Source organism: Cellvibrio sp. PSBB023 (genome assembly GCF_002007605.1).
Taxonomy (GTDB): Bacteria; Pseudomonadota; Gammaproteobacteria; order Pseudomonadales; family Cellvibrionaceae; genus Cellvibrio.
Window position 1 is genome coordinate 41,365 of record NZ_CP019799.1, and the last position, 23,282, is coordinate 64,646.

The window sequence follows — 23,282 nt, forward strand, 5'->3', positions numbered from 1 at the left end:
TGAGTGCGTATCAAACCCGTTTTACATAAAAAGACTGTGCAATATCCAGCAAAAACATAAAGTGGGATGGTTTTTTGCCATAACTGGAAAGCATTAGCTCTGTGAATTTGTGACGTTCGGCTGCTGCGCATCAGGCAAACCGATTATTTTTTGTGGTTGTGATTAGCCGAACGCTTGCGGCGATATTCTTGTGGAAACTGCATAGGTCTTAATTGGCCCTCGCACCAGCGGGGTAAGACGAGAGAACTTTTGTTAATACTACATTTTCAATAACCATAACGATGCAGGTAACACCATGAAAACTTCCTTGCGGTACCTTACCCAAGGCGCTCTGGTGCTGGGTATGGGTCTCACTATGACCGCCCCGGCTGTTGCGCAAACCACACCTATCTGGTCAGACGAATTCAACGGGACGCGAATCGACAATAGCATCTGGTCCTATAAAGTGGGCGGCGATGGAAACGGCAATGGCGAATTGCAGTACTACACCGCGCGCAGCGAAAACGCCTATATAGAAGATGGCAAACTGGTGCTTGAAGCAAAACGCGAAGCGTACGAAGGTAAAGCATTTACCTCGGCGCGCGTTCACACCAATGGCCGCATGTCATTTAAATACGGCACGCTGGAAGCGCGGATTAAATTGCCGCGTTTGGATAATGGCCTCTGGCCCGCGTTCTGGATGCTGGGCACTAATTTTGGTTTGGACGGTTGGCCCAAATCCGGTGAGTGGGACATTCTGGAAGCCGGTTATAAATCCGCACAGTTGGATGGCACGGTGAACAAATCTGTGTCAGCGGCACTGCATTGGTGGCACGAGTCGGGCACCTGGAGTGATTGGCTGCAAGCAGACTATGCGCAGTCCACCACCTTGCCCGTAAATCTCTATGAAGACTATCACACCTATACCCTGGATTGGACGCCGACCAATGTAACCATCAGTGTGGATGGCAATCCTTATTTCGATATGGATATTACCGACCCGAATATGTCGGAGTTCCGCGATAACCCCGCATCCATTATTTTGAACCTCGCTGTGGGCGGTTGGAATTTTGTGGAGATCACCGACCCCGCACAAATCACCGCGCCATTCCCGGCAAAAATGTATGTCGACTATGTGCGTCTCTACGCCAATGAGCATACCGAATTGAATGTCGCCAATGACAATTTGCCCAGCGGCAATTTTGGTATCAGCACAGAAACCACACCGGTATTGAATGAATTAAATTGGGGTGATCGCACCAGTTTGTATGTGTGGAATAACATGACCAGCATTGCTACTACGCCTTCGGAAGGCAGCGGTGCTTTGGCCTATTCAATTGCCGCGGGCGATTGGTGGGGCATGGGGCTGGTGCACAAAGACTACAACATGCGCAACTACAAACACGGCTACTTGCACCTGGATATTAAAACCAATTCCAACAGCAGTTTTAGCATCGGTATGGCCAGTACCTCCGGTGGCGATGGTAAAGTCGATTTTAATGAAGGCGGCGATCAATACGGTTTGGTGCGCGATGGCGAATGGCATCACGTCGCGATTCCTTTGAGCAAATTTGGCAACCTGGATTTTGAAACCATCAAAACCTTTTTCAGTGTTTTTGGCCCCGGTCCAGCGGCTGCTATGGAAATTGCATTCGACAATATTTACCTGACTGAGAGCGTTGCGTTGCAAGCGCCGGAGTTCGGTAATTTTGGTATTTATACGGAAACCCCCGCCCACAAAAATGCCGGTGAATTTGCCTTTGGGGTGAGCGGTGATTTATTTCTGTGGGAGAACACCCTGACCCTGGAAGAGGGAAGCAATGCCGAAGGCAATTCCGCGCTGCATTTAAAATCCACCGGCAAAGGTTGGTACGGTATGGGTTTAACCGCGCGCGATGGATTTAATCTCACTGCGTTTGATAATGCCGATGCAAAATTGCATTTCTCACTCAAAACATCGCACACCGGCGATTTCCAAATCGGTTTCAAAAGCGGCTCGTTGGAAGGCATTGGCCAGAAGTGGATTCAGTTCAAAGCCGGTAATGATCCCTACGGTTTTGTGCGCGATGGTCAGTGGCATCAAATTGAAATACCCATGAGCGAACTCGCGAAAGACCTGGATTTATTTGATGTACGCCAATTGTTGCAAGTGCTGGGCGTTGGTGAAACTGCGGGCATCAGTATTGACGATGTGTATCTCTCTGGCGGGCAGGCAGCAAAAGATCCTGGCACCAATGGTTCGGTTGTTAATCGCGCGCCTTCTGCAGCCATTAAAACTTCTATTATGGGTGGCATTGCACCGGCAATTATTACCTTTGATGGCAGCAAATCGGTGGATGTCAATGGCGATGAACTGACCTACAGCTGGGATTTTGGTGATGGCACAACTGGCTCCGGCGCCATTACCAATCACACTTATACCGCGGAAGGTTCTTATCACGTCACCTTAACCGTGAGCGATGGCGAATTAAGTTCCACAGCGAAAACCGTGATCTTTGTTGACCGTGATTTCAATAACAACAAAAGTCCAAAACGTGGTTTGGGATATGGCAGCCATTCAGTGGAAGATCTGGCGGTTATTTCCAAAGGCATCAGCTGGTGGTACAACTGGAGCCACAGCCCTGACTTGATGGTGAAAGATGTTTACCAACAATACGGCGTTGAATTTGTGCCCATGGCGTGGAACGGGAATTTTAACGACCAGGCCATGCGCGCGTATATTGCAGCGCACCCGGATGTGAAATATATCCTCGCCTTTAATGAACCTAACTTTATCGACCAGGCAAACATGACACCATCGCAAGCGGTTGCACAGTGGCCACGTTTGGAAGCTATTGCCAATGAGTTTGGTTTAAAAATTGTGAGTGTGGCAATGAATTTTTGTGGCCACTGCGTGACGGAAAATGGCACTACCTATTACAGCCCGTTTGATTATTTTGATGATTTTTTTGAACTCTGCCCAACCTGTCAGGTGGACGCTATTTCAATTCACGCCTACATGCCCGATGTGCATGGTATTGAGTGGTATGTGAATGAATTTAAAAAATATGGCCGTCCCATTTGGATGACTGAATTTTCAGCTTGGGAAACTGTTAAAAATCTGGATGAGCAAAAACGCATGCTGATTCAAGTGGTAGATTCCTTTGAAAATAACCCGGACATGGAGCGCTACGCCTGGTTTACCGGTCGCCGCAATGGACATCCCTTCAACGGGTTGTTTGATTATCGCCAGTCCGGCGTGCTTGCTGAACTAGGCAATATTTATGTCAACATGCCGCTGCATGGCGATGCCAGCCAACACACACTGCCAAAAGTGGTACAGGCAGAAAATTATGCAACGCGTAATGGTGTGCGCGTGGAAGAAACCCAGGATGTTTCCGGTTTCCTTAACCTGAGTGATGTCACCGCTGGTGCCTGGGTGGAGTACAATCTGAACGGCACCGCCAATACCTATGACATTAATTTACGCGTAGCCAGCGAAGCGGCAGGCACCATTAATCTGCTGGTCGACGGCGTACAACAAGCCGTAATTAATGTGCCGGCTACCGGTGGTTTGCAACTATGGGACAACGCAACAGCGCAGGTAACCTTGCCTGCGGGTGCACATAAATTGCGACTGGTATTCAATCAGGTAATCAATTTGAATTGGATGAAATTTTCTGTTGCGGGCAGTGCTAGTCATTCCTCAAGCAATCCATCATCAAGCAGCTCAAGCCATTCAACCAGCTCAAGCAGTAGTGCACCTTCATCATCGGCAAGTAGTTGGAGCAGCGTGATTTCTTCATCAGAATCGTCGGCATCACTATCCAGTGCAAGCAGCACTTCAAGCAGCAGTACGATAGCGACACCTGTTGGCAATCTCGCGTTGAATCGCCCCACAGTCGCATCAACAACAGAAGGCGAAGCCTGGGTGGCTGCCAATGCCACTGACGGCAGTGCAACCACACGCTGGGCAAGTTTGGCGTCGGACCCGCAATGGATCATGGTGGATTTGGGCGCGCGCTACAGTTTCAACCAAATTGTGTTGCACTGGGAAGCAGCCTACGGCAAAAGCTATGCAATACAAACCTCCAACAACGGCATGAGTTGGACCACTATTTACCAAACCACATCCGGTATGGGTGGAACAGAAACGCTTGCGGTAAATGGCAATGCCCGCTATGTGCGTTTGTATGGCACTGAGCGCGGCACGGGCTATGGTTATTCGCTGTGGGATTTTGAGGTGTATTAATCACCATTTGTTGGGTAAAAATAAAAACGCGCGCAAACCACTGCGCGCGTTTTTTTATGTGCGATGGTTAAATTTTATTGCGACAAATGTTCTTGCCGATAGGCAGAGGGTGTTTGCCCTACTTGTTTTTTGAAGAAGGTGTTGAATACTGATTTACTGTTAAAGCCCACATCCAAATAAATATGGGTAATGGTTTTGGATTTGTATTTAGCATCGGCGAGCATTTTTTTGGCTTCTTCTATGCGGTAGCGATTTATAAAATCATAGAAATTGCTGTCGAAATGGCGACTAAATACCAGTGATAAATCGCGTGCGGGAATATTCAGTGTTTCTGCCAACATATCCAGTGTGATGTCTGGTTGCAGGTAGGGTTTGTGCTCACGCATCATATTGTCGATCTTTTCAGCAAAGTGACTATTGAGTAGTTTGTCTTCCAGTGGTTTTTTGGTCAGTTCTTCTTGTTGCACAGGTACAAAACCGGAGAAGTAGCGAATGCTGCTGAAGACGAGTGCGAACACCAATGCAAAAACAACGTAATAACCCGTTAGTCCAATCACCCGAAACCAATCCGGGTGAAAATCAATAAACAAGTGAGCCAGTTTGGCGCAGGCAAGAAACGCTTCGGTCATTACAATGATTAAAAAACCGACCACCAGCGAGATGAGCCAGCGAATATCAACACGTGCAATATTGGAGTGAATGGTTTTCAGTTGGTTGCGGTAGCGCATAATCAGAAAGAGGGCGGCCACACAGTAGCCAATGCGTGTGGCTTTGCACAGGAAATCCATCAACAGGTAATCGGGGCTGTACATATAAATATCGTCGTCGATCATGGCAATACGCACTTCCAGCGAATGGCTGTAAAAGGTGATGTCGAGAAAGAGCGCAAATAGGCCGAGGGGAATCAGGTGTAAGGCGTCGCGTTTTTGCAGCTGGAATCCATCAAACACCAGTGATTTGACATAAAAATACAGCAATACTGCATCCAGGTAATAACCAAAACCAATCCATAAAAATAAGCGCGGTGTGTTGTTGAGGGCGATCATTTTTAAATCCTCTCCCCATAAAATCAGCTCATGCATTGGAATAAATGCATGCGCCAATAAAAATGCGGCGAGAAAATAATTGCTTTTGTTGCTAGGGGGATTGGTGACAATTAACAATAATGCAAAGCCTGCGCATTGCAGGGCGGTCATTACCAGTACCAAATCGTGAATATTAAAGACTGTTTCATTCATGGTTATTGTTATCTGCCTTTTATGATTATTGTTTTTGCCGTCGATGTGTTGGTGCGATTATCTCAGAGCCAATAGCTGCCCTGATTATATGTCATGGTATCCAGTCGTCCTAAAACAAAACCCCACTTTTGAGGGTGGGGTTTTGTTTTTAGCGGTTAATGTGGTGCGGCAATTTTGTGTTTGCCCATTCGGTGCAAAACATGTTCTGCCATCCCCGCAGCCAATTGCTGTTCGCTGAGGAAGATTTTGCCTACCTTTTCCTTCTCCCAGAGCTCCGCTTCGTCTTCATTGTGAGTGCGAATCACCGTTTCAATTTTAGGGTTGAGTTTGCGCGCAATCTCAACCATTTGACGCACATGGAAGGTGTTGGATGTCGCGGCAACCAGCATTCCGGCTTTGGCGATATGGGCTTGAATCAATACGTTGGGGTCAGCAGCATCGCCACACACGGCGGGAATATTTTGTGCCCGCAGTTCCTCCACAATGGCGCGATTGGCTTCAGTCACCACGTAGGGGATTTGCTGCTCATCCAGGGCTTTTGCAATGCGGCGCCCTACGCGACCATAGCCGACCAATACGACTTGACCGGAGAGATACACTTCGTCGGTACTCATTGGCAGCACGGCCAATGGGTCGTCGCGCATTTCCAATTTGCGCGCGAACGCGGAATGCTTGAGCGCCCAATTACGCAGAGGTTCCAGCAGGGTAAACATCAGGGAGTTGAGGGCGATGGACACCAAGGCCCCGGCCAGGATCAGGTTTTGGGCTTGAATATCCATCAGCCCCAAACTGATACTCAGGCTTGCCAGGATAAACGAGAACTCACCGATCTGGGCCAAGCTCGCCCCTACGATCAGTGCCGTATTGAGCGGGTAGCGAAAGGCGAGTACCAGTGCAACAGCGGCAATGGTTTTACCAAACATGATAATGGCGGCCACAGCGAGCACTTTCAGTGGTTCGTTGAGCAGAATCTGCGGGTCAAACAGCATGCCGACCGAAACAAAAAACAATACCGCAAAGGCATCGCGCAGGGGCAGGGAGTCATCGGCGGCGCGGTGGCTGAATTCTGACTCGCGCAGCATCATGCCTGCAAAGAAGGCGCCCAGTGCGAAAGACACATCAAACAACAGCGCAGAGCCATAGGCGACTCCTACTGCCGTGGCAATCACGCAGAGGCTGAACAATTCGCGCGAACCGGTACCGGCCACCCACCAGAGTAATTTGGGTAACAAGCGTTTGCCGACCACCAGCATAAACACCACAAAGGCTGCCACTTTGCCCAGGGTGATCAGCAGTGCTATGGCAATGTTCTGGTCATTGGTCGCCGGAGCGTGGCCGTCAGCGGCGGGAACCGTACCCATGATGCCGGCGATAACTGGCAGGAGTACCAGCACCAATACCATCACCAGGTCTTCAACCACCAGCCAACCCACGGCGATACGACCATTGAGGGTTTCAATTTGCCCGCGTGCTTCCAGTGCCTTGAGCAGTACCACGGTACTGGCACAAGAGAGGGATAAACCAAACACCAGGCATTCCGCCAGGCCCCAGCCCCAGAAATAACCGGCACCGGCGCCGAGCAGGGTGGCAATGGTGATTTGCAGCATGGCGCCCGGTACGGCGATACGTTTCACCGCCAACAGATCGCCCACTGAAAAATGTAGGCCTACGCCAAACATCAATAGCATTACCCCAATTTCTGCCAACTGGGCTGTGAGTGCGACATCGGCAACAAAGCCGGGGGTAGAGGGGCCGACAATAATGCCGGCAATAAGGTAACCAATCAGGGGTGGCATGCGTAAGCGCGCGGCGATAAACCCTAAAATCATCGCCAGACCGAGGCCTGCGGCAATAGTCGTAATTAGGCTAATGTCATGTGGCATAAGTAGCTAAGTCCTTGATGAATGAGGGTTAACTATATTTGCGGGGGCAAAATCAATGCAAGTAATCTGCCAAAAAGTTGCACTTTTTTACCGGCCTATTTACGCCCTGGGCATTGAATAGCATCAACTATAGCCCCACTTCCCTTCGGTCCCGGATTTATCTCTGCACCATCCGGCTGCCGGAAAACCCGGTTCTGGATGGTGCCTCCCTCTGTCATTCACAGGAGAATGCCATGTTTTACGAACTTACCGTGGTGCAATTTACCAAGGCCCTCAACAACCTCAGCGCGATTCTTGATAAGGGTGCGGCGCAGGCTGAAGCGAAAAAATTTGATGTGTCTGTGCTGTTGAATTCGCGCCTCGCGCCCGATCAATTCAACCTGATTCGCCAGGTGCAAATCGCGTGCGATACCGCCAAGCTGGGCGTAGCGCGCCTGATTGGTAAAACCGAATCAGCGCCTGTGCATGCGGATACCGAAACCACCCTGCCTGAATTAAAAGCGCGCATCCAAGCAGTGTTGGATTATTTGGCCAGCGTCAAGCCGGAAGATTTTGACGGCGCGGCAGAGCGTCATATCAGTCAACCGCGCTGGGAAGGTAAATACCTGACCGGTACCGAGTTTGCGATTCAACATGCAATCCCGAATATTTATTTCCATATCACCACTGCTTACGCCATTCTGCGTCACAACGGTGTAGATGTAGGCAAGAAGGATTATTTGGGGGCAATGCCTTACAAAAACTGAGTTACCAGAGGTGAGCGATAACAACTCACTGTCTGTGAACCCTAAAAAAGCCGCCCGAGTTTCACCACCGGGCGGCTTTTTTATATGTTAGGACTTGAGATAAATACTATTACTCAGCGAGATATTTAGTGGGATATACGGGGACTACAGGGGATATAGTGGGACGACAAATGGAAAGGTGTTTCACTATGGGCAAAAGCCAAAGTTAGTGGGAATTGAACATATCGCGTTGGTTTTTGGCGATTGTTTGTGCGTGTATGCGCTTGTATATCCGATATACCCAGCTCACAGATATATCGAACTGCTTTGCTACTTCTGCATGGTTTCGACCATTGCACGCGTCATAGATTGCCAGGGCACGTGCCTGTAATTTATGAGTGTAATCCTTCGGGATGTAAAGCTGTTCGCCGCCAAAGTTGGCAACAACCTTGGCGGTCACTTCATTTGCGGCGATATCCGCTTTAGCCTCATCTATATTCAACTCCCGCAACACCAGAGCCACCTGGGATGACAGATCATCCAGAAACGCATCGCGGCGAGACCCCATAGCTGAGTTCTTCATTTGTATACCTACCTCTCCAGCCAATCTTTCAGCGATTCAATAACCGTGGCAGCTTGCTTGCCATTCAACCACTGCAACTGGTCTACCTTGGTCAGCCTGGCTACGTATTTGGCTAGCGCTTGTTCCGATGGATCACGTACCTTGTCGGCCGTATGCAAACTCAGCCACAAGTGGCGAATCAGTTTACTTTGAGGGTCGTCTGCCAGTTTGCGTTGCGGTTTGGCGGTCTTTGGAACGACCTTAAAGCCCTTGGCTTTCAGGGTTTCCAAAACCAGCTTGAGTTTTGGAATAGGTAGCTTCGCAACGCTTCTTGCACCTTCCAATTGGGGAATGTTAGCCAGCATCTGGCGATAACTATCATCATCCATACCCAATTCATTTGCGGCGATGTGGATTAGCTGGATTAGGCGCGCACGTTGATCAGAGCTTTTCGATGGCATTGCCGCCTCCCGTTGTTGCCCAGGAGCGATCCGTTAATTGCTCACGCATGCTGGTGGTCTTAGTCGATACAGACTGCTGGTTCTGCACCTTGTAGCGCACATGCTGAATGAAGCGGGTATTCCAGGTATTGCTGATATCCCCGCGATCCATCCAGTACAGGACGAACTCAGGCAATTGATCCAGGGCGAATTGTTGACTAATACCCTGGCGGGCGAGGATATCGAACGCACGCTGCAAAGGTTGCCAGGCGCTGTACATGATGTGCATCGACTGACCTTTGGCAATTTCCACTTCATGACGACGCCATTCATGCATGACATGCTTCATAAACTTGGAATTCCAGGCATGGTGGTGAACACCGCGCTCACTCCAATAGATGCGGAACTCCAGCACTTGAGAGAGCGTGAATTCGCAGTTAACGCCATTTTGTGCGAGCAGCTGCACGGTAGCGTCTTGTGGTTGCCAATCGTTAGGAATGCACTGTTTCACTTTGTAGGCTCCCATTTAATAAGATGCCCATGAAACATATCGTTTTCATCGGTATCTTTTTCAAAATAGGCAAAGAACTCTTCCTCTGAGTTAAACCCGTCATCCAATGCCAATTGATGCAAATTATGTTTTGAGTCGATGATTACCCAGTTAATGCCATCAGCTAAACGCAGCAGTACTTCACCAAATTTAGGCACAATTTTTATTACTCTAATGTCTGTGCAAATCACATCGGCAAGCTTGCGGCAAGATTTTGTGCGCATGCCCGTATACAGTTGCAGTGCATCGCCAACCTTGGGCGGATTACGCTTCCCTGCTTTGCGAATGGTCTGAGTTTTTTTGCCAGACTCAACATCATCGGCAAACTGCTTTTGAAAGTTATAGGCAACCATCACTTACCCCATTACCCCATTACCCCATTAATAAACCGCTTACGCTCCAACATGCTTGCGCACTCTGTACAGTGCTCAGTTCCAGGAACTGCAATGCGGCGCGCCTCTGGAATATCGGCTCCACACTCTTCACATTCCAACGCACTTGGTTCAGTGGATGGCATTTGACGCTGTGCCAAGATGCGATCAAGGTTCTCTTGTATCGCGTCATTTGCTTTATCTGCAATGTCACTCACTACACAGCTCCTTGGTGCGTTATTGCTGTACGCTTATCTGCACCAACACCTTGGTTAAACACAACGTTGCGGCCATCACGGCGGCCTTGTGAGTACGAGTGCTGATCGTTCTGGCGCACCTTGTCAGTACGAGCAATCGCCTTACCCTCTTGTAAATCGGGATGACGCTCCTGCTTCCAACGTTGGATTAATGCCAGGCGTTCTTCGGTTAGCGGCTGATGCGTGATCTTGTGGTAGACAGATTCAATCCAGCCCTCAGCATAAAGATTGCCTCGCTTAATTAGCGTGGCGCGTTTTAACCTTTTGCTTTGAGTTTCCAAAAAATCCGAGCGCCCTTTTTTAAGCTGACGCAGCAGCACCGCATACGCGTATTGGGCAATCACAGGTGCGCTATCAAAGCCAATGAACTCAACACGTGACTTGTAAGTTGAATCAAACGGCCCACGCGTGGTTTTATAAATAGCCTCAACGCCAAACGCTAAGCCAATTAAATTGATGAGCATGGCAATCCAGCGCGGTGGTGTTTTACCTGCACCAGCATCCACATCGCTGAAGTTAATTTCACTCAGCTCCAAGGTTTCGCTGCTGACGTTGTACTTTTCCATCAGGGCCTGAGCTTGGCGTAATGCGGTCGCAGCTTCATTTGCATTGTCAGATCTAGAAAGTGCCAAGCACTTTTTAATCTTGTCCAATATTTTTGGATCCATCTCACACCCCCGCAATATCAAGCGGAATGGCCTCATACTTTTCAGTACGGCCCAGGCGTTTTTGGATACGCAAATATGTGATGGTGCCCAACACACGAATGCTATCGGCGATGATGTTCATCGCCCTGTTCCAGCGGTCGTCTGGAACATCATAGGTGCGCATTTCCATGATGCGGCTTACGCTGAGATGCCCTTGGGCATTACGTTTAAACGACGCATTTACAGCAGCAACCAAACCCTGCGGCACACCTGGGCGGCCCGTCCAATCGCGTAGGCATTCATCAATCAATTCCTTGGCAGCGTGGATCTGCTCATTGAACGAAATAGAGTCATGGTTAGCGCGTAGAACCTTAAATGCACCGTCATAACTTGTGAGCGTTACATTGCCTTTTTGGCCACCGAGTTTTACAGCGTGTTCAGCAGCACTCAGTTCCACAAATGCTGCAATTTCTGTCAGCGCCTCTTGCTTGAATGCCTTCAATTGCGCATTCAACTCAGTCGCGCGGGCAACCAGTTTTTGCACCAACTCATCGCGCATCAAATCAATTGTTTTGATGCTGGATATCGGGCGCAGCGCGCCCGATGCATCCTCTTTGTACCCTTCGGGTATGTTTTCGTTGTTTGCAACAGTAACGGGTTTTAGCGAACGCTCGGCCTCAGTAAGCAACCAATCAAAACTGTCGCGAACAACAGGGAAGTCATCATCGACAATTGGCGTATTACGGAAGCGAATACCCGCCGCCACCAGTTTTTTAAAGAGCTCCATACTTACCTCCGTTGATCATTCAAGTGCGAACTCGGGCTCAGCGTTGCAGCCACTTTGCTCGCGTTATTGCATTCATCCTGAAGCGCACGCAGCGCGCTGCATGCTTCAGGGTAGCTGTTTGCTTCAACTGCTTTGGTCAGCTTTGCCATGTGGATATTCATCAAATTCATGGCGGCTGAGAGGTCTTGTTTCTGATAGCGTTGAACGTCCATTAGTGCAGCCTCCGAATTAACTGCGCGTCGTGATAAGGCTCTAACCAACGAACCAGCACACCCGCAATGGCTTTTTGATAAACAAAAAAATACGCACCTTTAATACAAGTCACGCCCGCCGATTTACCGTCAAGCGCTTTGGTTTTTGGTGTGTAGCTAATGGATATCACCGCATCTTTATCGGTCACATTGACCGAAATAAGTTTGTGCCCAGCTTCACTTAGCATTTGCACACAGCTGGCCGCAGCCAGGAGGCGCTCTGCGTGCGGGCAGAACGTTTCCTGGCTCATCACACCACCTCATCAATGATCGATTCATCAATTACCGGTACACCAATGTTTGCTGCAATGTTCATGGCGGCGAGTACAAAGTTGCCAATAGCCAGCGGATAGAGCTGGCTTTCTTGTGCGCGAGAAACTAAGCGTTGAGCAATTCGAGTAATGCCGGTTTGATCGATGATGTTTTCCAGCTTTACACCAACCCGCGCAAAACGGTGGCTCAAAAACTCTTCTACCAATTCAGGGCGCATGGGGTTTAGCGTCACCATTTCGCAGCGCTGCACTACTTCACGCACGTCCGCATTGCGCTCACTGAGTTTGATTTTTAATTCAGGCTGACCGATTAAAATCACACTCACCAGCGGAGTAAAACCAATGCGCAATTCCAGAATGCGCTTTAAATGGCGCAGCGTGGTGATGGGCATGGAGTGCGCTTCTTCGATGAGGATGCAGTTGCTATAACCGCTCTTGTGGCTTTCGATCAGCGCGTTGTGAATTTGGCGAAAGCGCGCCTCTGGCCCGATGCGTACCGGTGAGTTGGGAGCGAGAGTGCGCAGGATGGATTCAGCAACGTGTGCAGACTTCAACATAGTGCCGCGGCTCTCAGTTTCTTCTGCTGCAAGCACATAAGGCTTGATTAGCGTGATAGGTAAATTCTCATCATGAATGCGCTGCTCAAGGTCGGTAGCGATGATGGATTTACCGCTACCACTTTCGCCAACCACTGCTAAAAATCCGCCATGCTTTGCGGTGGTAAACATACACTCGCGCACGTAGCGAATATCCGGGCTAACCCACATATCCTCAGCACAGGTTAAATCGGCAAACGGATCACGCATCACGCCAAAGTGGCGCTTTGCTTCAGGCTTTAATGACTGGCGGCGTAACAGCATATGGTCGTCCTCCTCGGACTTGTTATCAGCTTTTGGAACGATGGGTTTGGGCACTGCTTGTAAATGTTTCATTGGCTCCGCTTCAACCACATCAAACACCGCGTCATTGGCTGAGTTGTATGGGGCGAGGAACTCCAAAATTTTCTCGCGCAAGGTCTTTGCCTTGGCCTCCGTTTTTGGCCACAGGCCATGATTAAGCAACTGCGCAATCGTGGCGTCGCTCACGTTGCAGTGAATAGCAAGGGCGGTTTGTAGCAGCCCCAATTCGTTTAATGTTTTCTTTAAAGCAAGCATGGTTAACTCCGAATATGTGCGGGCAACTGCGCTATGCCCTGGTAGCCAATTGGCTATTTAATTAAACGCAGCGGCGCGGCTTGCACTTGCTGCAGTTGTTGGACGATTCCGTCCAATTCGTCTTCAGGAACCCCATCAGGGTAACGTTGTTTTAACCACGCAAAATGTTCCGGACCGTTCCAGGCGTTGCCTAATTTGGCGATCAACTTTTTGGCCGCTGCTGCATGGGTGAGTGGTTTAAATTCAATAGTTGGCGCGATTAAATCGCTCTCGGTACCGCGCTTTGGTATGTAATCCGGCAGCACTGTGTCAGTAATGTTTTTCATCGGGTCGATGCGGCCAGCGAATGGAACCTTTTTACCTTTACGGTTTTGTTTGGCCTCTTCATCGGTTGCAGCGTCCATCACCAAGCGTTCAACGGCTTTGCGGTTAGTGTCGATGGCAGAGTCCGCATGGCGCTTGTATTCAGTACCCAGTACCGGTGCATCCATCGGGAAACCAAAATCGTCTTTTTTGACTGGCTCCAATACATGGATGATTTTTTGGCCATGCGCATTCAGCGTAATCAGTTGAATGCTGCCGTCATCGCGCCACGGGTTAATCGTGACTAAAACCTTCTCTTTCACTTCAACGCCTGGCACATCTTTAACGCTGTATTCCTTGCCCTTGAATTCAATAGTGAGCAGTGGTGTGACTGTGCGTGGTTCGGGTGCGGAATAGCTGAGTTCACGCAACACATTGGCAGGCGGCGCAATAATTAATTGCTCTTCGGTAATGCGTGCCCAGGCTGAATAGCGTGTTTGGTTGTGGCGTGTATGAATTTGAGTTGAGTTAAACCAACGCATCCAATTTGCGCTGGCAACATTCAATTCCTCTAAACAAGTGGGTGGGTTCGTCATCAGTTTTATGCGGTGTTCAAATTCGCATTCAACAATGTCGTTCGCCTTTTCCACTTGGCCCTTGGCCCATGGCTGACCAGGTTGGTTTACCTGCAAAATAATATTTAAGGCTTCGCACAGGTTTTTAAAAACAGCGCCGGTGTTTGCACTGCCTGGGTCAACCATCACCATGAGCGGAATGCCGTGCACAGGGTCTTTTGCGTGGCGCTTTTGTGTTGCTGCAATAAAGCTATCCACCAAATTTTTTCCGGTCTCTGCACCTGGTACGTAGTGCACAAATATCCATCCGCTGGTGTGATCGGTAATCACATAGCGCCATACGCGCTCTTTTTCCACGCGCACAATATTTTCAGGCTTATTTTTGTAGAATTCTTTCTCGCTCATTACTTGAAGGGCTTCGCCTTTTTTGCTGGGCAAGTAGTACAAAACACAAAGCGATGGATCTATTTGCCACACATGGTTAGGGTGCAAACTCGCCAGCGTCATTTTGGGTGTGGGGCGGTTTAACTGCTCGGGGTGTAAGCGGAATTTATGGAGTGCGCGAGTTACTGCATCCACACTTAACGGGCGCATTTCACCGGTGTTCTTATCCACGCCTTCTGCGCGAATTAAATTATTAGCGCGCAATACTTCCAGTGCTGTTTTCACACTAGCCAAACGCTTCTCATTCTTACGGTGGCTTTCCATTAGGTAGCCACTAATAATTTTTGCCTCATCAAAGGTGAGTTGGCTGGTGCCTGCATCGCTACGTTGTTTGCGGGTTTTCACAATCACGACCTCTTTTAATTTGCGATGCAGTGTCGCCAGCGACATGCCCATGTGTTCCGCCGCTTGCTGATAAACGAAATTCTTTTGCCCATGCCCCGCTGCCTCGGCAGCGCGGGCAACGGACTGTAGAGCCTCTATCATGGCGGGGTTCATTACTGCTCTTCCCACTCCACGCCTTGGCCGCCAAATTCATCGCGCAGTAATTTCACCGCGTTGTGCAGCATTTGAATTTGAGCGTTGATAAAGGCTTGGTGATCACCACCGTGATCTACCAACTCCTGTAGTGCAGTGAAAAAATTCGTGCGGATTTCTTGGTCGATACCGGATTGCTGTGCAGCAATTTCAGCGCACAGTTGTTTAGCGCGTTCATCGGCGGGGAGTTTTTTAAGCAGTGCGTTTTTCTCTTGTAGCTGAGCAATACGCTTTTGGTTTTTGGCGGCAACTTCGTCTTTTGCCTCCAAGTTTTCTTTGGCTTCGCGCAGCGCCTTTTTCAGTTCACGCGAACTCATGCGATCAATGTCATCCAGTGTTAAACCGGCAATCGTGCCGCCTTCGGTTAGTTCGGCAAGCTGATCATCACCTTCAACCATTAATTCAAACAGCTTGGTTTTCCCCAAATGCGCGAGCGCCTGCGCTTTTGATGCGAGCTTTGGAGATGAATATTTAACAGCGGCCTGCATGATCTGCTGTGCTGTACGTGAAGCCATGCCGAGCTGGGCCTCAATAATTTGTAAGAAATCACCGTGTGGCTCATGTTCTTTCAGGATCACCAAGCGCTTACCAGCCTCAAGCATTGCCTCTGCACTTTGTGACATATAAAAGCGTGTTTCATGCACTACACGGCTGCGGTCATAGGGCAAGCCTTCGCCGTAGGTATCCATAATTTTCAGCGAGTGCTCGCTGGCTTGGTTGGCGATGCTTTGCGTTGCAACGAGTGTGCTGGCAACCACTTCGCCAGACTCAATTACAACAGTGGTGTCTTCTTCTTTTTTACGGGCCATTACTCTGCTCCTGGTTAGTTGTAAGAACCGGCGATTACTCGCTGGTCAAGTTCGTCAAGCTTTGCGCGTGCGCGGCTCATTTCATTAGCGTGTGCGGTTGCGATTTGCACCATCATTACGCTGTGGGAAAAGAGGCCACTGGGTTTCTTTTCTGCTAGCCCTGCTGCTATCAGCGTGTTCAGGCAGCGGTTTATGTTGCTGGGGCTTTCCCCCAACGCCTTGGCCAACTGGCCATTGCTTAATCCGATTAATGAATGCCCCCTTAGTGCTTTAAGCACTTCCAAGACTTTTGCTGCACTGTCGTTTGTGCGACCTTTGTCGTTACTCATTTGTTTCCCCGTCGTAGCCGCCGGTATCAAGCAGGAATTGATCAACAGCATCCACGTGATCACCCAAGTAAATGTGCGTGCTGTCCAGCACCAAGCAGCCGTCATCAATCTCCACATGCTTGAGCGCGAACACATGGCAAATGGGATCTGCACTGCTAACCAACGAGAGGCGTGCCGAATACTTGATCGCGTCTCCACTCTTGGGGTAGTGATCACGCAGCTCCCAGTGCCCGCCAGTTACGGGAATTTTTATTAGGGATTGCTTACTCATGCCGCCACCGCCTGTAAAAACTCATCCAGCTTTTCCATGGTTGGCTCATCGATAATCACGCTGGCGTTGTCATCCAGTTCCAGCACGAATGGGTGCTGTTCGTTGGTTTCATCCATTGTGAGCACCGCTTTACTTGCCACTACGCAAACACTTGAAGCGTCAGATTCAAGAGCGAATTGGGTACCGGACATCGCAAGTGCGGTCAGCGTCCAGGCCATGCCTTTCACGTCTTTAAACGCATGTGGTTGGTTAATCATTGCTATCTCCTAAATCCAGCTGCGGCTGGTTGTGTTGCTCCACATTGCCCCTGTGCCAGGCAAGGCTTTCCAGGGCGTTAGTTACGGCGACTAGCGTTGCTGCTTGCTCGGCCTTGCCGTTGTAAAAATCCATCAGTGCACTCACGGTGCTGTGCAAGTTTTCTTGCAGGGCTGAAACATCATTCACTTTCAGCTTGCGGCCACTGGGCACCGCGATTAACAACTTGCCGCTGGTGCCAGCGAGCCAGCGCGTTACAAAATCAATTCCGCAGGCCGCCTCATAAGCCGGGATCAGCACCGCAGGAATACGCCCGGTCTGCATCCACTTGTACAGCGTCCAGTGGTCGGCTTCGCCCATACGCTCGGCAATGCGCTCAACACTCAGGTTGTGCTTTTCCTTCGCGTAGTCCTTACACAGCTCCAGCGCGTGGCGCAGGCTGTTTGGCTGTGTGCGCTTCCAATTCCGGCGGCTCATTGGTGCACCGCTCCGTGCGAGGCTTTTGCCGCTTCCAAACAAAAACCAGTTTTGCCGCTATGCAGCGCGCGGCTGGTCTGGATAATGGGCTGTGTTAAATTCACTAAACGGAGCATGGTTATGACCGATCAAACGATTGAGGAACTGAAGGACTCACTGGCTGCACTGCAAGGTGCGTATGTGGTTCTTGTTCGCTACTTGGCTGAACAGCAACAGGTGTATGCAGAGGAGCTGTGCACTGATCTGGACGTGCTATGCAATTCGCATCCGTCTCCGGGGTTTCAGCAGCAGGTAATGGCACTGTCTGAGTTGGTGCGGAGCACTTGCGCACGGTTGCCAAAAGGCGATGACTAATCTCCAAAGCCTCAGCTTCAGTCAGTGGGGTATGGGCGCGAGGCTTGTAGCCTTGACCAATAATTGGAGCAGCATCAGGAAAGCCAAAATCCCGAGGCTTAGTGTCGTAATGATCTGTAACTGGAAATTGCAAAGTTTGTCCGGCAAACTCACGAACTAATTGGGCGGCGGTTTCGGCGCCCAGTAGCTCAACTAAGCGGGCAAAAAATAAGGTGAATGGGTTCATGGCTGCTATCATCCTTATGCAACGCGATTGAGAACGTTGGCAGGGTCATTAGTGACTGTGCCGTCCTTAATGCCAAGTTTCACCGCAATGTTGTGCGCCTGACCGCGCACACACTTTTTGCGGCCACCCAAAACCTCGAACACCAGGTTGGGTGAAAATTTGTTTGCTATAGCCCACTGAGTAATAGAAACCCCAGCGTTTTTAAGCGCTTCGCGGGCTTCCTCGGGGGTACGTAGAGACATACATGGCTCCTAAGGCTTTCGCCTGTTGGTGTCTATTAAGTTGCTAACCGTGGTGGGTTGGTGTGAGTTAAATATAGTGCGGATATCCGCACTATGTCAACATTTATTTGGTGCAGATATCCGCATGATCGGAAATAGGCTGAAAGAAGAGCGTGAGAGGCTTGGCTATACACAGCCAGTATTCGCGGAATTGGCAGGGGCCAAGAAGCGCACGTTAATTGATTGGGAAAAAGGTGTTTCATCGCCAACTGCGGTGCAGTTATCTGCATTGGCTGAAGTCGGTATTGATGTGGTTTACGTGATAACAGGCTATCGAAGTGCGCAAGCTGCGCAGGCTGATCCGCTCACAAATAGGGAGCGACATTTGCTGGATAACTACCGTCATAGTAAAGAGGAGGATAAAGCGGCCATTGAGAGGGTGGCTCTAAACGCCGCGGCTGCGGAACAGGGAGGTTTAACAAACGGAAAAAAGGCGGCGAGCGGCTGATGTTCTCGGCTCGAATAGATGCCCGAGAACTGAGATTTTCTATATTGGAAATGCTCAGTCGGTCGCAAGGCTACATCTTGTCATTTGATGTGCTTAAAGGCGCAGCCAATGATGTTCTTGGCTATGGTGTAACGGGCGATAAAGTAGAGACGGAAATTCACTGGTTGTATATGCAAGAGTATTTAGATAGGGAGGATTTGAAAGTTCCCTGCGCAAAACTTACAGAGAAAGGGCTTGAGGTTGTTAAGGGAATTAATATCGTTCCCGGTGTAATGCCCCCATCGAAATGCAGGAAGTTGGGATGACGGCTTGTTGGAAATTTTGGTAATTAGAAAATAAGGAGTGAGGCGTGAAGAGATTAATTGCAAGTGCGTTGTGTGGCGGATTGATATTGGCTACGCCGCTTCATGCGGAGATCAATAAGTGCAAAGGAGCAGATGGGAAGCTTCACTACACGGATAAGCCATGCCCCAGTGCAACGAAATTAGAATCCTCCGAGTTATCCGCTGAGGACAAGCGAAAAATAGAGCGAGAGAAACAAGATCAACAACAGCGCGCTGAGTGGGAGGCATCCAAAAAAGAACTGGATGATTACCGTGCCACCCAAAGAGCAGAGCGATTTACACATCTGAAAACATTGTTGGATAGCGGGAAAATAACCCAGTTGGAATTCATCACTATTCAACAAAAAGGCATATTTATTGGAATGAGTGAATTGGCTTTGCAGGAAAGCTGGGGTAAGCCATCTTCCATAAACAAAAGCGGAGTCGGCAGTGATCAGTGGGTTTACAACATAGGTAGTACAGCAAAGGCGAACTACGCCTATGTTGAAAACGGCAAAGTTACCAATTGGCAAACGACAGAATAATTAGAAAGGCCACGGGTGTAGGGTGAGTTTTTAATAATAGAAGAGCTGAGTGCTTTCACCAATTTTTAAAATAACAAACTAGGAATTTTCATGGATACAATTTACACAATTGAAACCAGCTATCAAATCAAATACACAACAAAACAGCCGGTTCCAATCGAGGAAATAATTGACAGTTTGGTTAGTTTGGAAAAGCTGCTCAAGCGAACCCCTAAGTTTCTTGAAAAGCATTACAAAGGAATAAAAATCCTTGAAACGCAGGTTACTGTGTCGTCTATTGAATCAGGTAGTCTAATCGAAGATTTTTGCATCAAGTACATTTTCAAAGGCAAAGATAACTACGATAACGCAAAAGCGGTGATCGATAAAATGATTGAGGACAATCAAGTGGTTAAAACTATTGTTGCTATGGGGGTTGGAGGAATGATTGCCTATGGTCTAGTAGCTGCAACAGGAGAGTCCAAGCCTGCAATTGAAGCGTATAACAATACGATTATAAATATCGGGGCAGAAGTTGATTTTAAAGCCGATGATATTGCGTTGGTTCTTGATTCTTTGCCAAAGAAAGCTATCGCACGAGAAGCAGTGCAGGCAGTAAGACCGGCAAAAGGCGAGAAAGATGCAACAATTGAAATGGGTGGCAATCGACACATGACCATGCCGAAGCAATTCATTGAGCAAGCTCCGATGCACTATGAAGCACCAATGCCAAGCGAGAAGTCGACTACTTACGACAATATTGAAGTCTTTATTTTTGCAAGTGATAGAGACAACTCAGATAAAGGATGGGCGGGTGTCGTTCCCCAGCTTTTTGAGCATAGAGTTAAGTTCTCACTTAGTGACTCGCTTGATCCAAAAAAACTTCACGGTCGCACTAAAGCTAGGGCAAATGTGATTGTTCATGAGAAGTTCGTGAAAGAAAAGAAAAAGTATGAAGTAAAAATGGTTGAGATAACCGCAGTTAACTAGCTTTGAACTAAGTGTCCTCTAACGTAGAGGCACTTCATCACCTTTCGATGCTATCCATATCGTCACCATCGGTACTAAATTCACGCACAGTCGCCGGTTATACGGCGACCAGTGCGCACCAATCCAAATACTACCCCAGCGAAATAATATTCCCCATTTCATCGCTAAAACTCCAACATCGTGGCGCGGGTTAATTCCGGCTGCCAACGTTGGTTCCAATCCCAAAACTTAACTCTGCTCAACCAATCACTGCGCTTTGCGTAAATTGCCTCAATCATTGTTATGCCCTCCGCTTTAACCACGCCATCTTCGCGCGCGCGAGGTGCTTGCGTATTTTGACGGGCGTCAAAATACAAAATCGCCCGTGCTTCGTACTCTGAAGTTCCTGATGTATCACAGCGAACTGAGGAAAATGCGATGGAAAAAATCTGGTTATTAATTGTGATAGTGGCCGCATTCGCGCTGTTAGCGTGGGTTGCGTTGCTGATGTTTCCTGGTAAATCCATGGCGGAGGCTGTATGGCCGCGCTTGTTCAGTTGGATTTTATTGAGTGCGTTGCTGTTTGCCGGTTTGTATTTCGTATCGCCGCAACAGGCTGCTGTGGCGTATTACAAATTTGCGTTAGTGATCGCAGCAGCAATTGCAGGTTATTGGATTGATCGGGCGCTGTTTCCCTATGCACGGCCAGACGGATACCTCGCTGACTTTTGGCAAAAAGGCAGTGACGAACCGGTGGGCCAAGTGGATTTTGTGGTCGTGCGTGATTACAAGCGCGTGTTTGCCGCTGCCATGTTGCGCCGCGCGATCATCGTTGGCGCCACTATTCTCGGCGTGACCTTGGGGCTTTAATCATGAAATTAATCCCCACTAACAATGGCCGTTTCAGCAGTAACTATTTGATTGTCGCACTGATGCTGTCGCTCGCTTTTTTAGTTGCCATCTGTGTTCCAGCCGCAGCAGATGTAATTCCCAATGCTGCAAAACAACACCGCGCTGTGCTTGTTCGTAGCGCACATGCAGTGTGGGGATTGGATGCACCCATCGCTACATTTGCAGCGCAGGTGCACCAAGAGAGCCGCTGGCGAATTGATGCGCGCTCGCCTGTTGGTGCTGAGGGTCTTGCGCAATTTATGCCTACTACCACCGAGTGGATCGCCTCTGCATACCCTCGTACTCTCGCATCACCACAACCTTACAACCCCGGCTGGGCCATGCGCGCCCTTGTGCAGTATGACCGTTGGATATTCGAGCGCCTGCCAGCCACCGCCCAATGCGAACGCTGGGCGATGGTTCTGAGCGCCTACAACGGTGGTCTCGGTTGGGTTCAGCGTGATCGCAAATTGGCATCGGAAAAAGGCTCCGATCAGCTGATTTGGTTTAACTCTGTCGAGCGGTTCAACGCGGGCCGCTCTGCCGCCAATTTCCGCGAGAACCGACATTACCCCCGAGTGATTCTGTCGCGCTGGGAACCGCTCTACGTGGGCGCCGGTTGGGGTAATGGGGTTTGCATGGAGTTTAAATTCTGATGCTGCTCAAAAAAATCATTCTCGGATGCCTATTGCTTTGCGCAGCATGTTTATTTGGTTACATGCGTGGCGTTGCCGATGCAAAAGAGAAACACCTGAGCGATGAAATTACATCGCTAAACAACTCGCTGGGTGATTTGGCAAAGCAAACCAAAAAGGCTGGCGAACTAAATTTGAAACTCAGCAAGACCATTGCTGACCGCCAAAGAGCGGACGATCAATCAACACAGGTATTTACCCATGCGCTCGCTGCTACTAGTCACCTGCGTTTTAACTGCGTGTTTGATGACAACATCATGCAGCAGCTCCACCAATCGGCAGACCGCGCCGACCAAGCCACAACCAGCGGTATTGCTTACCCCTTGCGCTCCGGTGATCCGCCCGCTCGATAACTCATGCGATACGAGTGCAGCTGCTCTAAAGCAAATGTACGACGCTTACGGCCTATGTGCCGCCGCGCACCTGGAACTGATTAAGAAACAAAGCGAGTGACGACAGTGAAGCAATTGCGAATCATCAAATGCAGTGACCCGCAAATGTGGTACGCGGATTTGGTTGGAAAAGAAGTGCCGTTGTTACGGGAAGATGCCGACGGATATTGGAGCCGCGAACCGGCGGGACATACAAACATTGTGAAGCGCGAAGACGCTCAGGTGATAAACGATGCAGTTGAATGATTTGGGGTTTTCCTTCGCTGATGTGCAGTGGTTACTCATGGCTGCTATCGCTATTTACACATGGGTGATTGGTCGCGCCAGTGCATCTAATAAAGAAGTTGTGGAGCTACGTGAACGCGTAGTTGCACTGGAAGTGGATATGAAAAACATGCCGAGCGAAGCAACTGTGCGGGAGCTTATCGGTAGGTTAGAACGGTTGACCGCTCATAACGAAGGTACCAGTAAACAGCTGGATGCCGTGCAGCACAGTGTTAATCGTATCAACGATTTTTTGTTAAACCAGAGGTGAGTAATGAGCGAATTTGCCCAATTTCTCCGTGAAGACCAACGCCTCGTAATTTTGCGCGTGCTGGCCACTATGCCAAGTTACACCGCAAACAGTAGTGTGTTGATGACCGGGCTAAATCATGTTGGCCACAATCCGAGCCGCGATCAAGTAAAAACTGAAATTCGTTGGCTGGAGGAACAAGGCTTAGTAACCGTAGAGACTGCATATGATCTATTGATCGCACGCATCACAGAGCGTGGTAGCGATGTAGTAGCTGCTCGTACCGTCGTGCCAGGCGTTAAAAAGCCGGGGGCGTAA

The 23,282-nt window shown here is 49.3% G+C and carries 32 protein-coding genes; 13 read left to right on the forward strand and 19 right to left on the reverse strand.

Annotated features, from left to right (window positions below):
* Positions 1-295 precede the first annotated feature (295 nt).
* Positions 296-4,210 (forward strand): glycosyl hydrolase, encoded by a 3,915-nt coding sequence (locus tag B0D95_RS00180; RefSeq protein ID WP_078042001.1) that lies wholly within the window; start codon positions 296-298, stop codon positions 4,208-4,210.
* Positions 4,211-4,284: 74 nt separating this feature from the next.
* Here B0D95_RS00180 and B0D95_RS00185 read toward each other — a convergent pair whose 3' ends face one another.
* Positions 4,285-5,448, reverse strand: coding sequence for an AraC family transcriptional regulator (locus B0D95_RS00185; RefSeq protein ID WP_168172375.1), 1,164 nt, complete (start codon positions 5,446-5,448; stop codon positions 4,285-4,287).
* 155 nt (positions 5,449-5,603) lie between these two features.
* Positions 5,604-7,331 (reverse strand): YbaL family putative K(+) efflux transporter, encoded by a 1,728-nt coding sequence (ybaL, locus tag B0D95_RS00190; RefSeq protein ID WP_078042003.1) that lies wholly within the window; start codon positions 7,329-7,331, stop codon positions 5,604-5,606.
* A gap of 233 nt (positions 7,332-7,564) precedes the next feature.
* Here ybaL and B0D95_RS00195 point away from each other — a divergent pair, with 233 nt between their 5' ends.
* On the forward strand, positions 7,565-8,077 hold the full coding sequence (locus B0D95_RS00195; protein WP_078042004.1) for a DUF1993 family protein: 513 nt from the start codon (positions 7,565-7,567) through the stop codon (positions 8,075-8,077).
* A gap of 205 nt (positions 8,078-8,282) precedes the next feature.
* Here the strand turns inward: B0D95_RS00195 and B0D95_RS00200 are convergent, their stop codons facing one another.
* From B0D95_RS00200 to B0D95_RS00275, 16 genes are read right to left on the reverse strand one after another with little or no spacing between them, the layout of a single operon-like run.
* Positions 8,283-8,639 (reverse strand): Mor transcription activator family protein, encoded by a 357-nt coding sequence (locus B0D95_RS00200; protein ID WP_078042005.1) that lies wholly within the window; start codon positions 8,637-8,639, stop codon positions 8,283-8,285.
* Between the two features lie 8 nt (positions 8,640-8,647).
* Positions 8,648-9,079, reverse strand: coding sequence for a gp16 family protein (locus tag B0D95_RS00205; protein ID WP_078042006.1), 432 nt, complete (start codon positions 9,077-9,079; stop codon positions 8,648-8,650).
* The gene (locus tag B0D95_RS00210; protein ID WP_078042007.1) at positions 9,060-9,569 is read right to left on the reverse strand and encodes a DnaT-like ssDNA-binding domain-containing protein; all 510 of its coding nucleotides are present in this window, start codon (positions 9,567-9,569) and stop codon (positions 9,060-9,062) included. The genes B0D95_RS00205 and B0D95_RS00210 overlap by 20 nt, the downstream gene beginning before the upstream one ends.
* The gene (locus tag B0D95_RS00215; RefSeq protein ID WP_078042008.1) at positions 9,566-9,961 is read right to left on the reverse strand and encodes a hypothetical protein; all 396 of its coding nucleotides are present in this window, start codon (positions 9,959-9,961) and stop codon (positions 9,566-9,568) included. The genes B0D95_RS00210 and B0D95_RS00215 overlap by 4 nt, the downstream gene beginning before the upstream one ends.
* A gap of 11 nt (positions 9,962-9,972) precedes the next feature.
* On the reverse strand, positions 9,973-10,197 hold the full coding sequence (locus B0D95_RS00220; RefSeq protein WP_078042009.1) for a TraR/DksA C4-type zinc finger protein: 225 nt from the start codon (positions 10,195-10,197) through the stop codon (positions 9,973-9,975).
* Complete coding sequence (locus B0D95_RS00225) at positions 10,197-10,904, reverse strand: DUF2786 domain-containing protein (RefSeq protein ID WP_168172376.1); 708 nt, start codon at positions 10,902-10,904, stop codon at positions 10,197-10,199. The genes B0D95_RS00220 and B0D95_RS00225 overlap by 1 nt, the downstream gene beginning before the upstream one ends.
* Before the next feature lies 1 nt (position 10,905).
* Entirely contained in the window at positions 10,906-11,670 is a 765-nt protein-coding gene (locus tag B0D95_RS00230) for a DUF3164 family protein (protein WP_078042011.1), read from the reverse strand.
* A gap of 2 nt (positions 11,671-11,672) precedes the next feature.
* Positions 11,673-11,882, reverse strand: coding sequence for a hypothetical protein (locus B0D95_RS00235; RefSeq protein ID WP_078042012.1), 210 nt, complete (start codon positions 11,880-11,882; stop codon positions 11,673-11,675).
* Positions 11,882-12,172, reverse strand: a complete 291-nt coding sequence (locus B0D95_RS00240) for a hypothetical protein (RefSeq protein ID WP_078042013.1) — start codon at positions 12,170-12,172, stop codon at positions 11,882-11,884. Before B0D95_RS00240 ends, B0D95_RS00235 begins: the two co-directional genes overlap by 1 nt.
* Positions 12,172-13,347 (reverse strand): ExeA family protein, encoded by a 1,176-nt coding sequence (locus tag B0D95_RS00245; protein WP_078042014.1) that lies wholly within the window; start codon positions 13,345-13,347, stop codon positions 12,172-12,174. Before B0D95_RS00245 ends, B0D95_RS00240 begins: the two co-directional genes overlap by 1 nt.
* Before the next feature lie 53 nt (positions 13,348-13,400).
* Positions 13,401-15,167, reverse strand: a complete 1,767-nt coding sequence (locus tag B0D95_RS00250) for a DDE-type integrase/transposase/recombinase (protein ID WP_078042015.1) — start codon at positions 15,165-15,167, stop codon at positions 13,401-13,403.
* A complete protein-coding gene (locus B0D95_RS00255; protein ID WP_078042016.1) occupies positions 15,167-16,015 on the reverse strand; it encodes a DUF3102 domain-containing protein in 849 nt (282 codons plus the stop codon). Before B0D95_RS00255 ends, B0D95_RS00250 begins: the two co-directional genes overlap by 1 nt.
* 14 nt (positions 16,016-16,029) lie before the next feature.
* A complete protein-coding gene (locus B0D95_RS00260; protein WP_078042017.1) occupies positions 16,030-16,344 on the reverse strand; it encodes a helix-turn-helix domain-containing protein in 315 nt (104 codons plus the stop codon).
* Entirely contained in the window at positions 16,337-16,615 is a 279-nt protein-coding gene (locus B0D95_RS00265; RefSeq protein WP_078042018.1) for a hypothetical protein, read from the reverse strand. Before B0D95_RS00265 ends, B0D95_RS00260 begins: the two co-directional genes overlap by 8 nt.
* Entirely contained in the window at positions 16,612-16,872 is a 261-nt protein-coding gene (locus B0D95_RS00270) for a hypothetical protein (RefSeq protein WP_078042019.1), read from the reverse strand. Before B0D95_RS00270 ends, B0D95_RS00265 begins: the two co-directional genes overlap by 4 nt.
* The gene (locus tag B0D95_RS00275; RefSeq protein ID WP_078042020.1) at positions 16,865-17,347 is read right to left on the reverse strand and encodes a hypothetical protein; all 483 of its coding nucleotides are present in this window, start codon (positions 17,345-17,347) and stop codon (positions 16,865-16,867) included. Before B0D95_RS00275 ends, B0D95_RS00270 begins: the two co-directional genes overlap by 8 nt.
* A 120-nt stretch (positions 17,348-17,467) precedes the next feature.
* Here B0D95_RS00275 and B0D95_RS00280 point away from each other — a divergent pair, with 120 nt between their 5' ends.
* The gene (locus B0D95_RS00280) at positions 17,468-17,701 is read left to right on the forward strand and encodes a hypothetical protein (protein WP_078042021.1); all 234 of its coding nucleotides are present in this window, start codon (positions 17,468-17,470) and stop codon (positions 17,699-17,701) included.
* 240 nt (positions 17,702-17,941) lie between these two features.
* On the opposite strand, the gene B0D95_RS00285 is transcribed toward B0D95_RS00280, so the two are convergent.
* Entirely contained in the window at positions 17,942-18,169 is a 228-nt protein-coding gene (locus B0D95_RS00285) for a DNA-binding protein (RefSeq protein ID WP_078042022.1), read from the reverse strand.
* Between the two features lie 28 nt (positions 18,170-18,197).
* On the opposite strand from B0D95_RS00285, the gene B0D95_RS00290 reads away from it, so the two are divergent.
* From B0D95_RS00290 to B0D95_RS00335, 10 genes are all read left to right on the forward strand, one after another.
* Entirely contained in the window at positions 18,198-18,656 is a 459-nt protein-coding gene (locus tag B0D95_RS00290; protein ID WP_210403661.1) for a helix-turn-helix domain-containing protein, read from the forward strand.
* A 77-nt stretch (positions 18,657-18,733) separates the two neighbouring features.
* Entirely contained in the window at positions 18,734-18,961 is a 228-nt protein-coding gene (locus tag B0D95_RS00295; protein WP_149867830.1) for a hypothetical protein, read from the forward strand.
* A 44-nt stretch (positions 18,962-19,005) separates the two neighbouring features.
* A complete protein-coding gene (locus B0D95_RS00300) occupies positions 19,006-19,524 on the forward strand; it encodes a DUF4124 domain-containing protein (RefSeq protein ID WP_078042025.1) in 519 nt (172 codons plus the stop codon).
* A gap of 90 nt (positions 19,525-19,614) precedes the next feature.
* Positions 19,615-20,493, forward strand: a complete 879-nt coding sequence (locus B0D95_RS00305) for a hypothetical protein (RefSeq protein WP_078042026.1) — start codon at positions 19,615-19,617, stop codon at positions 20,491-20,493.
* A 417-nt stretch (positions 20,494-20,910) separates the two neighbouring features.
* On the forward strand, positions 20,911-21,342 hold the full coding sequence (locus tag B0D95_RS00315) for a putative holin (RefSeq protein ID WP_210403662.1): 432 nt from the start codon (positions 20,911-20,913) through the stop codon (positions 21,340-21,342).
* Positions 21,343-21,344: 2 nt separating this feature from the next.
* Positions 21,345-22,019, forward strand: a complete 675-nt coding sequence (locus tag B0D95_RS00320; protein WP_168172377.1) for a transglycosylase SLT domain-containing protein — start codon at positions 21,345-21,347, stop codon at positions 22,017-22,019.
* The gene (locus B0D95_RS00325; protein WP_078042028.1) at positions 22,019-22,411 is read left to right on the forward strand and encodes a hypothetical protein; all 393 of its coding nucleotides are present in this window, start codon (positions 22,019-22,021) and stop codon (positions 22,409-22,411) included. The genes B0D95_RS00320 and B0D95_RS00325 overlap by 1 nt, the downstream gene beginning before the upstream one ends.
* 96 nt (positions 22,412-22,507) lie before the next feature.
* Entirely contained in the window at positions 22,508-22,696 is a 189-nt protein-coding gene (locus B0D95_RS20315; protein WP_149867831.1) for a hypothetical protein, read from the forward strand.
* Positions 22,683-22,985, forward strand: a complete 303-nt coding sequence (locus B0D95_RS00330; RefSeq protein ID WP_078042029.1) for a hypothetical protein — start codon at positions 22,683-22,685, stop codon at positions 22,983-22,985. The genes B0D95_RS20315 and B0D95_RS00330 overlap by 14 nt, the downstream gene beginning before the upstream one ends.
* Positions 22,986-22,988: 3 nt before the next feature.
* Complete coding sequence (locus tag B0D95_RS00335; RefSeq protein WP_078042030.1) at positions 22,989-23,282, forward strand: hypothetical protein; 294 nt, start codon at positions 22,989-22,991, stop codon at positions 23,280-23,282.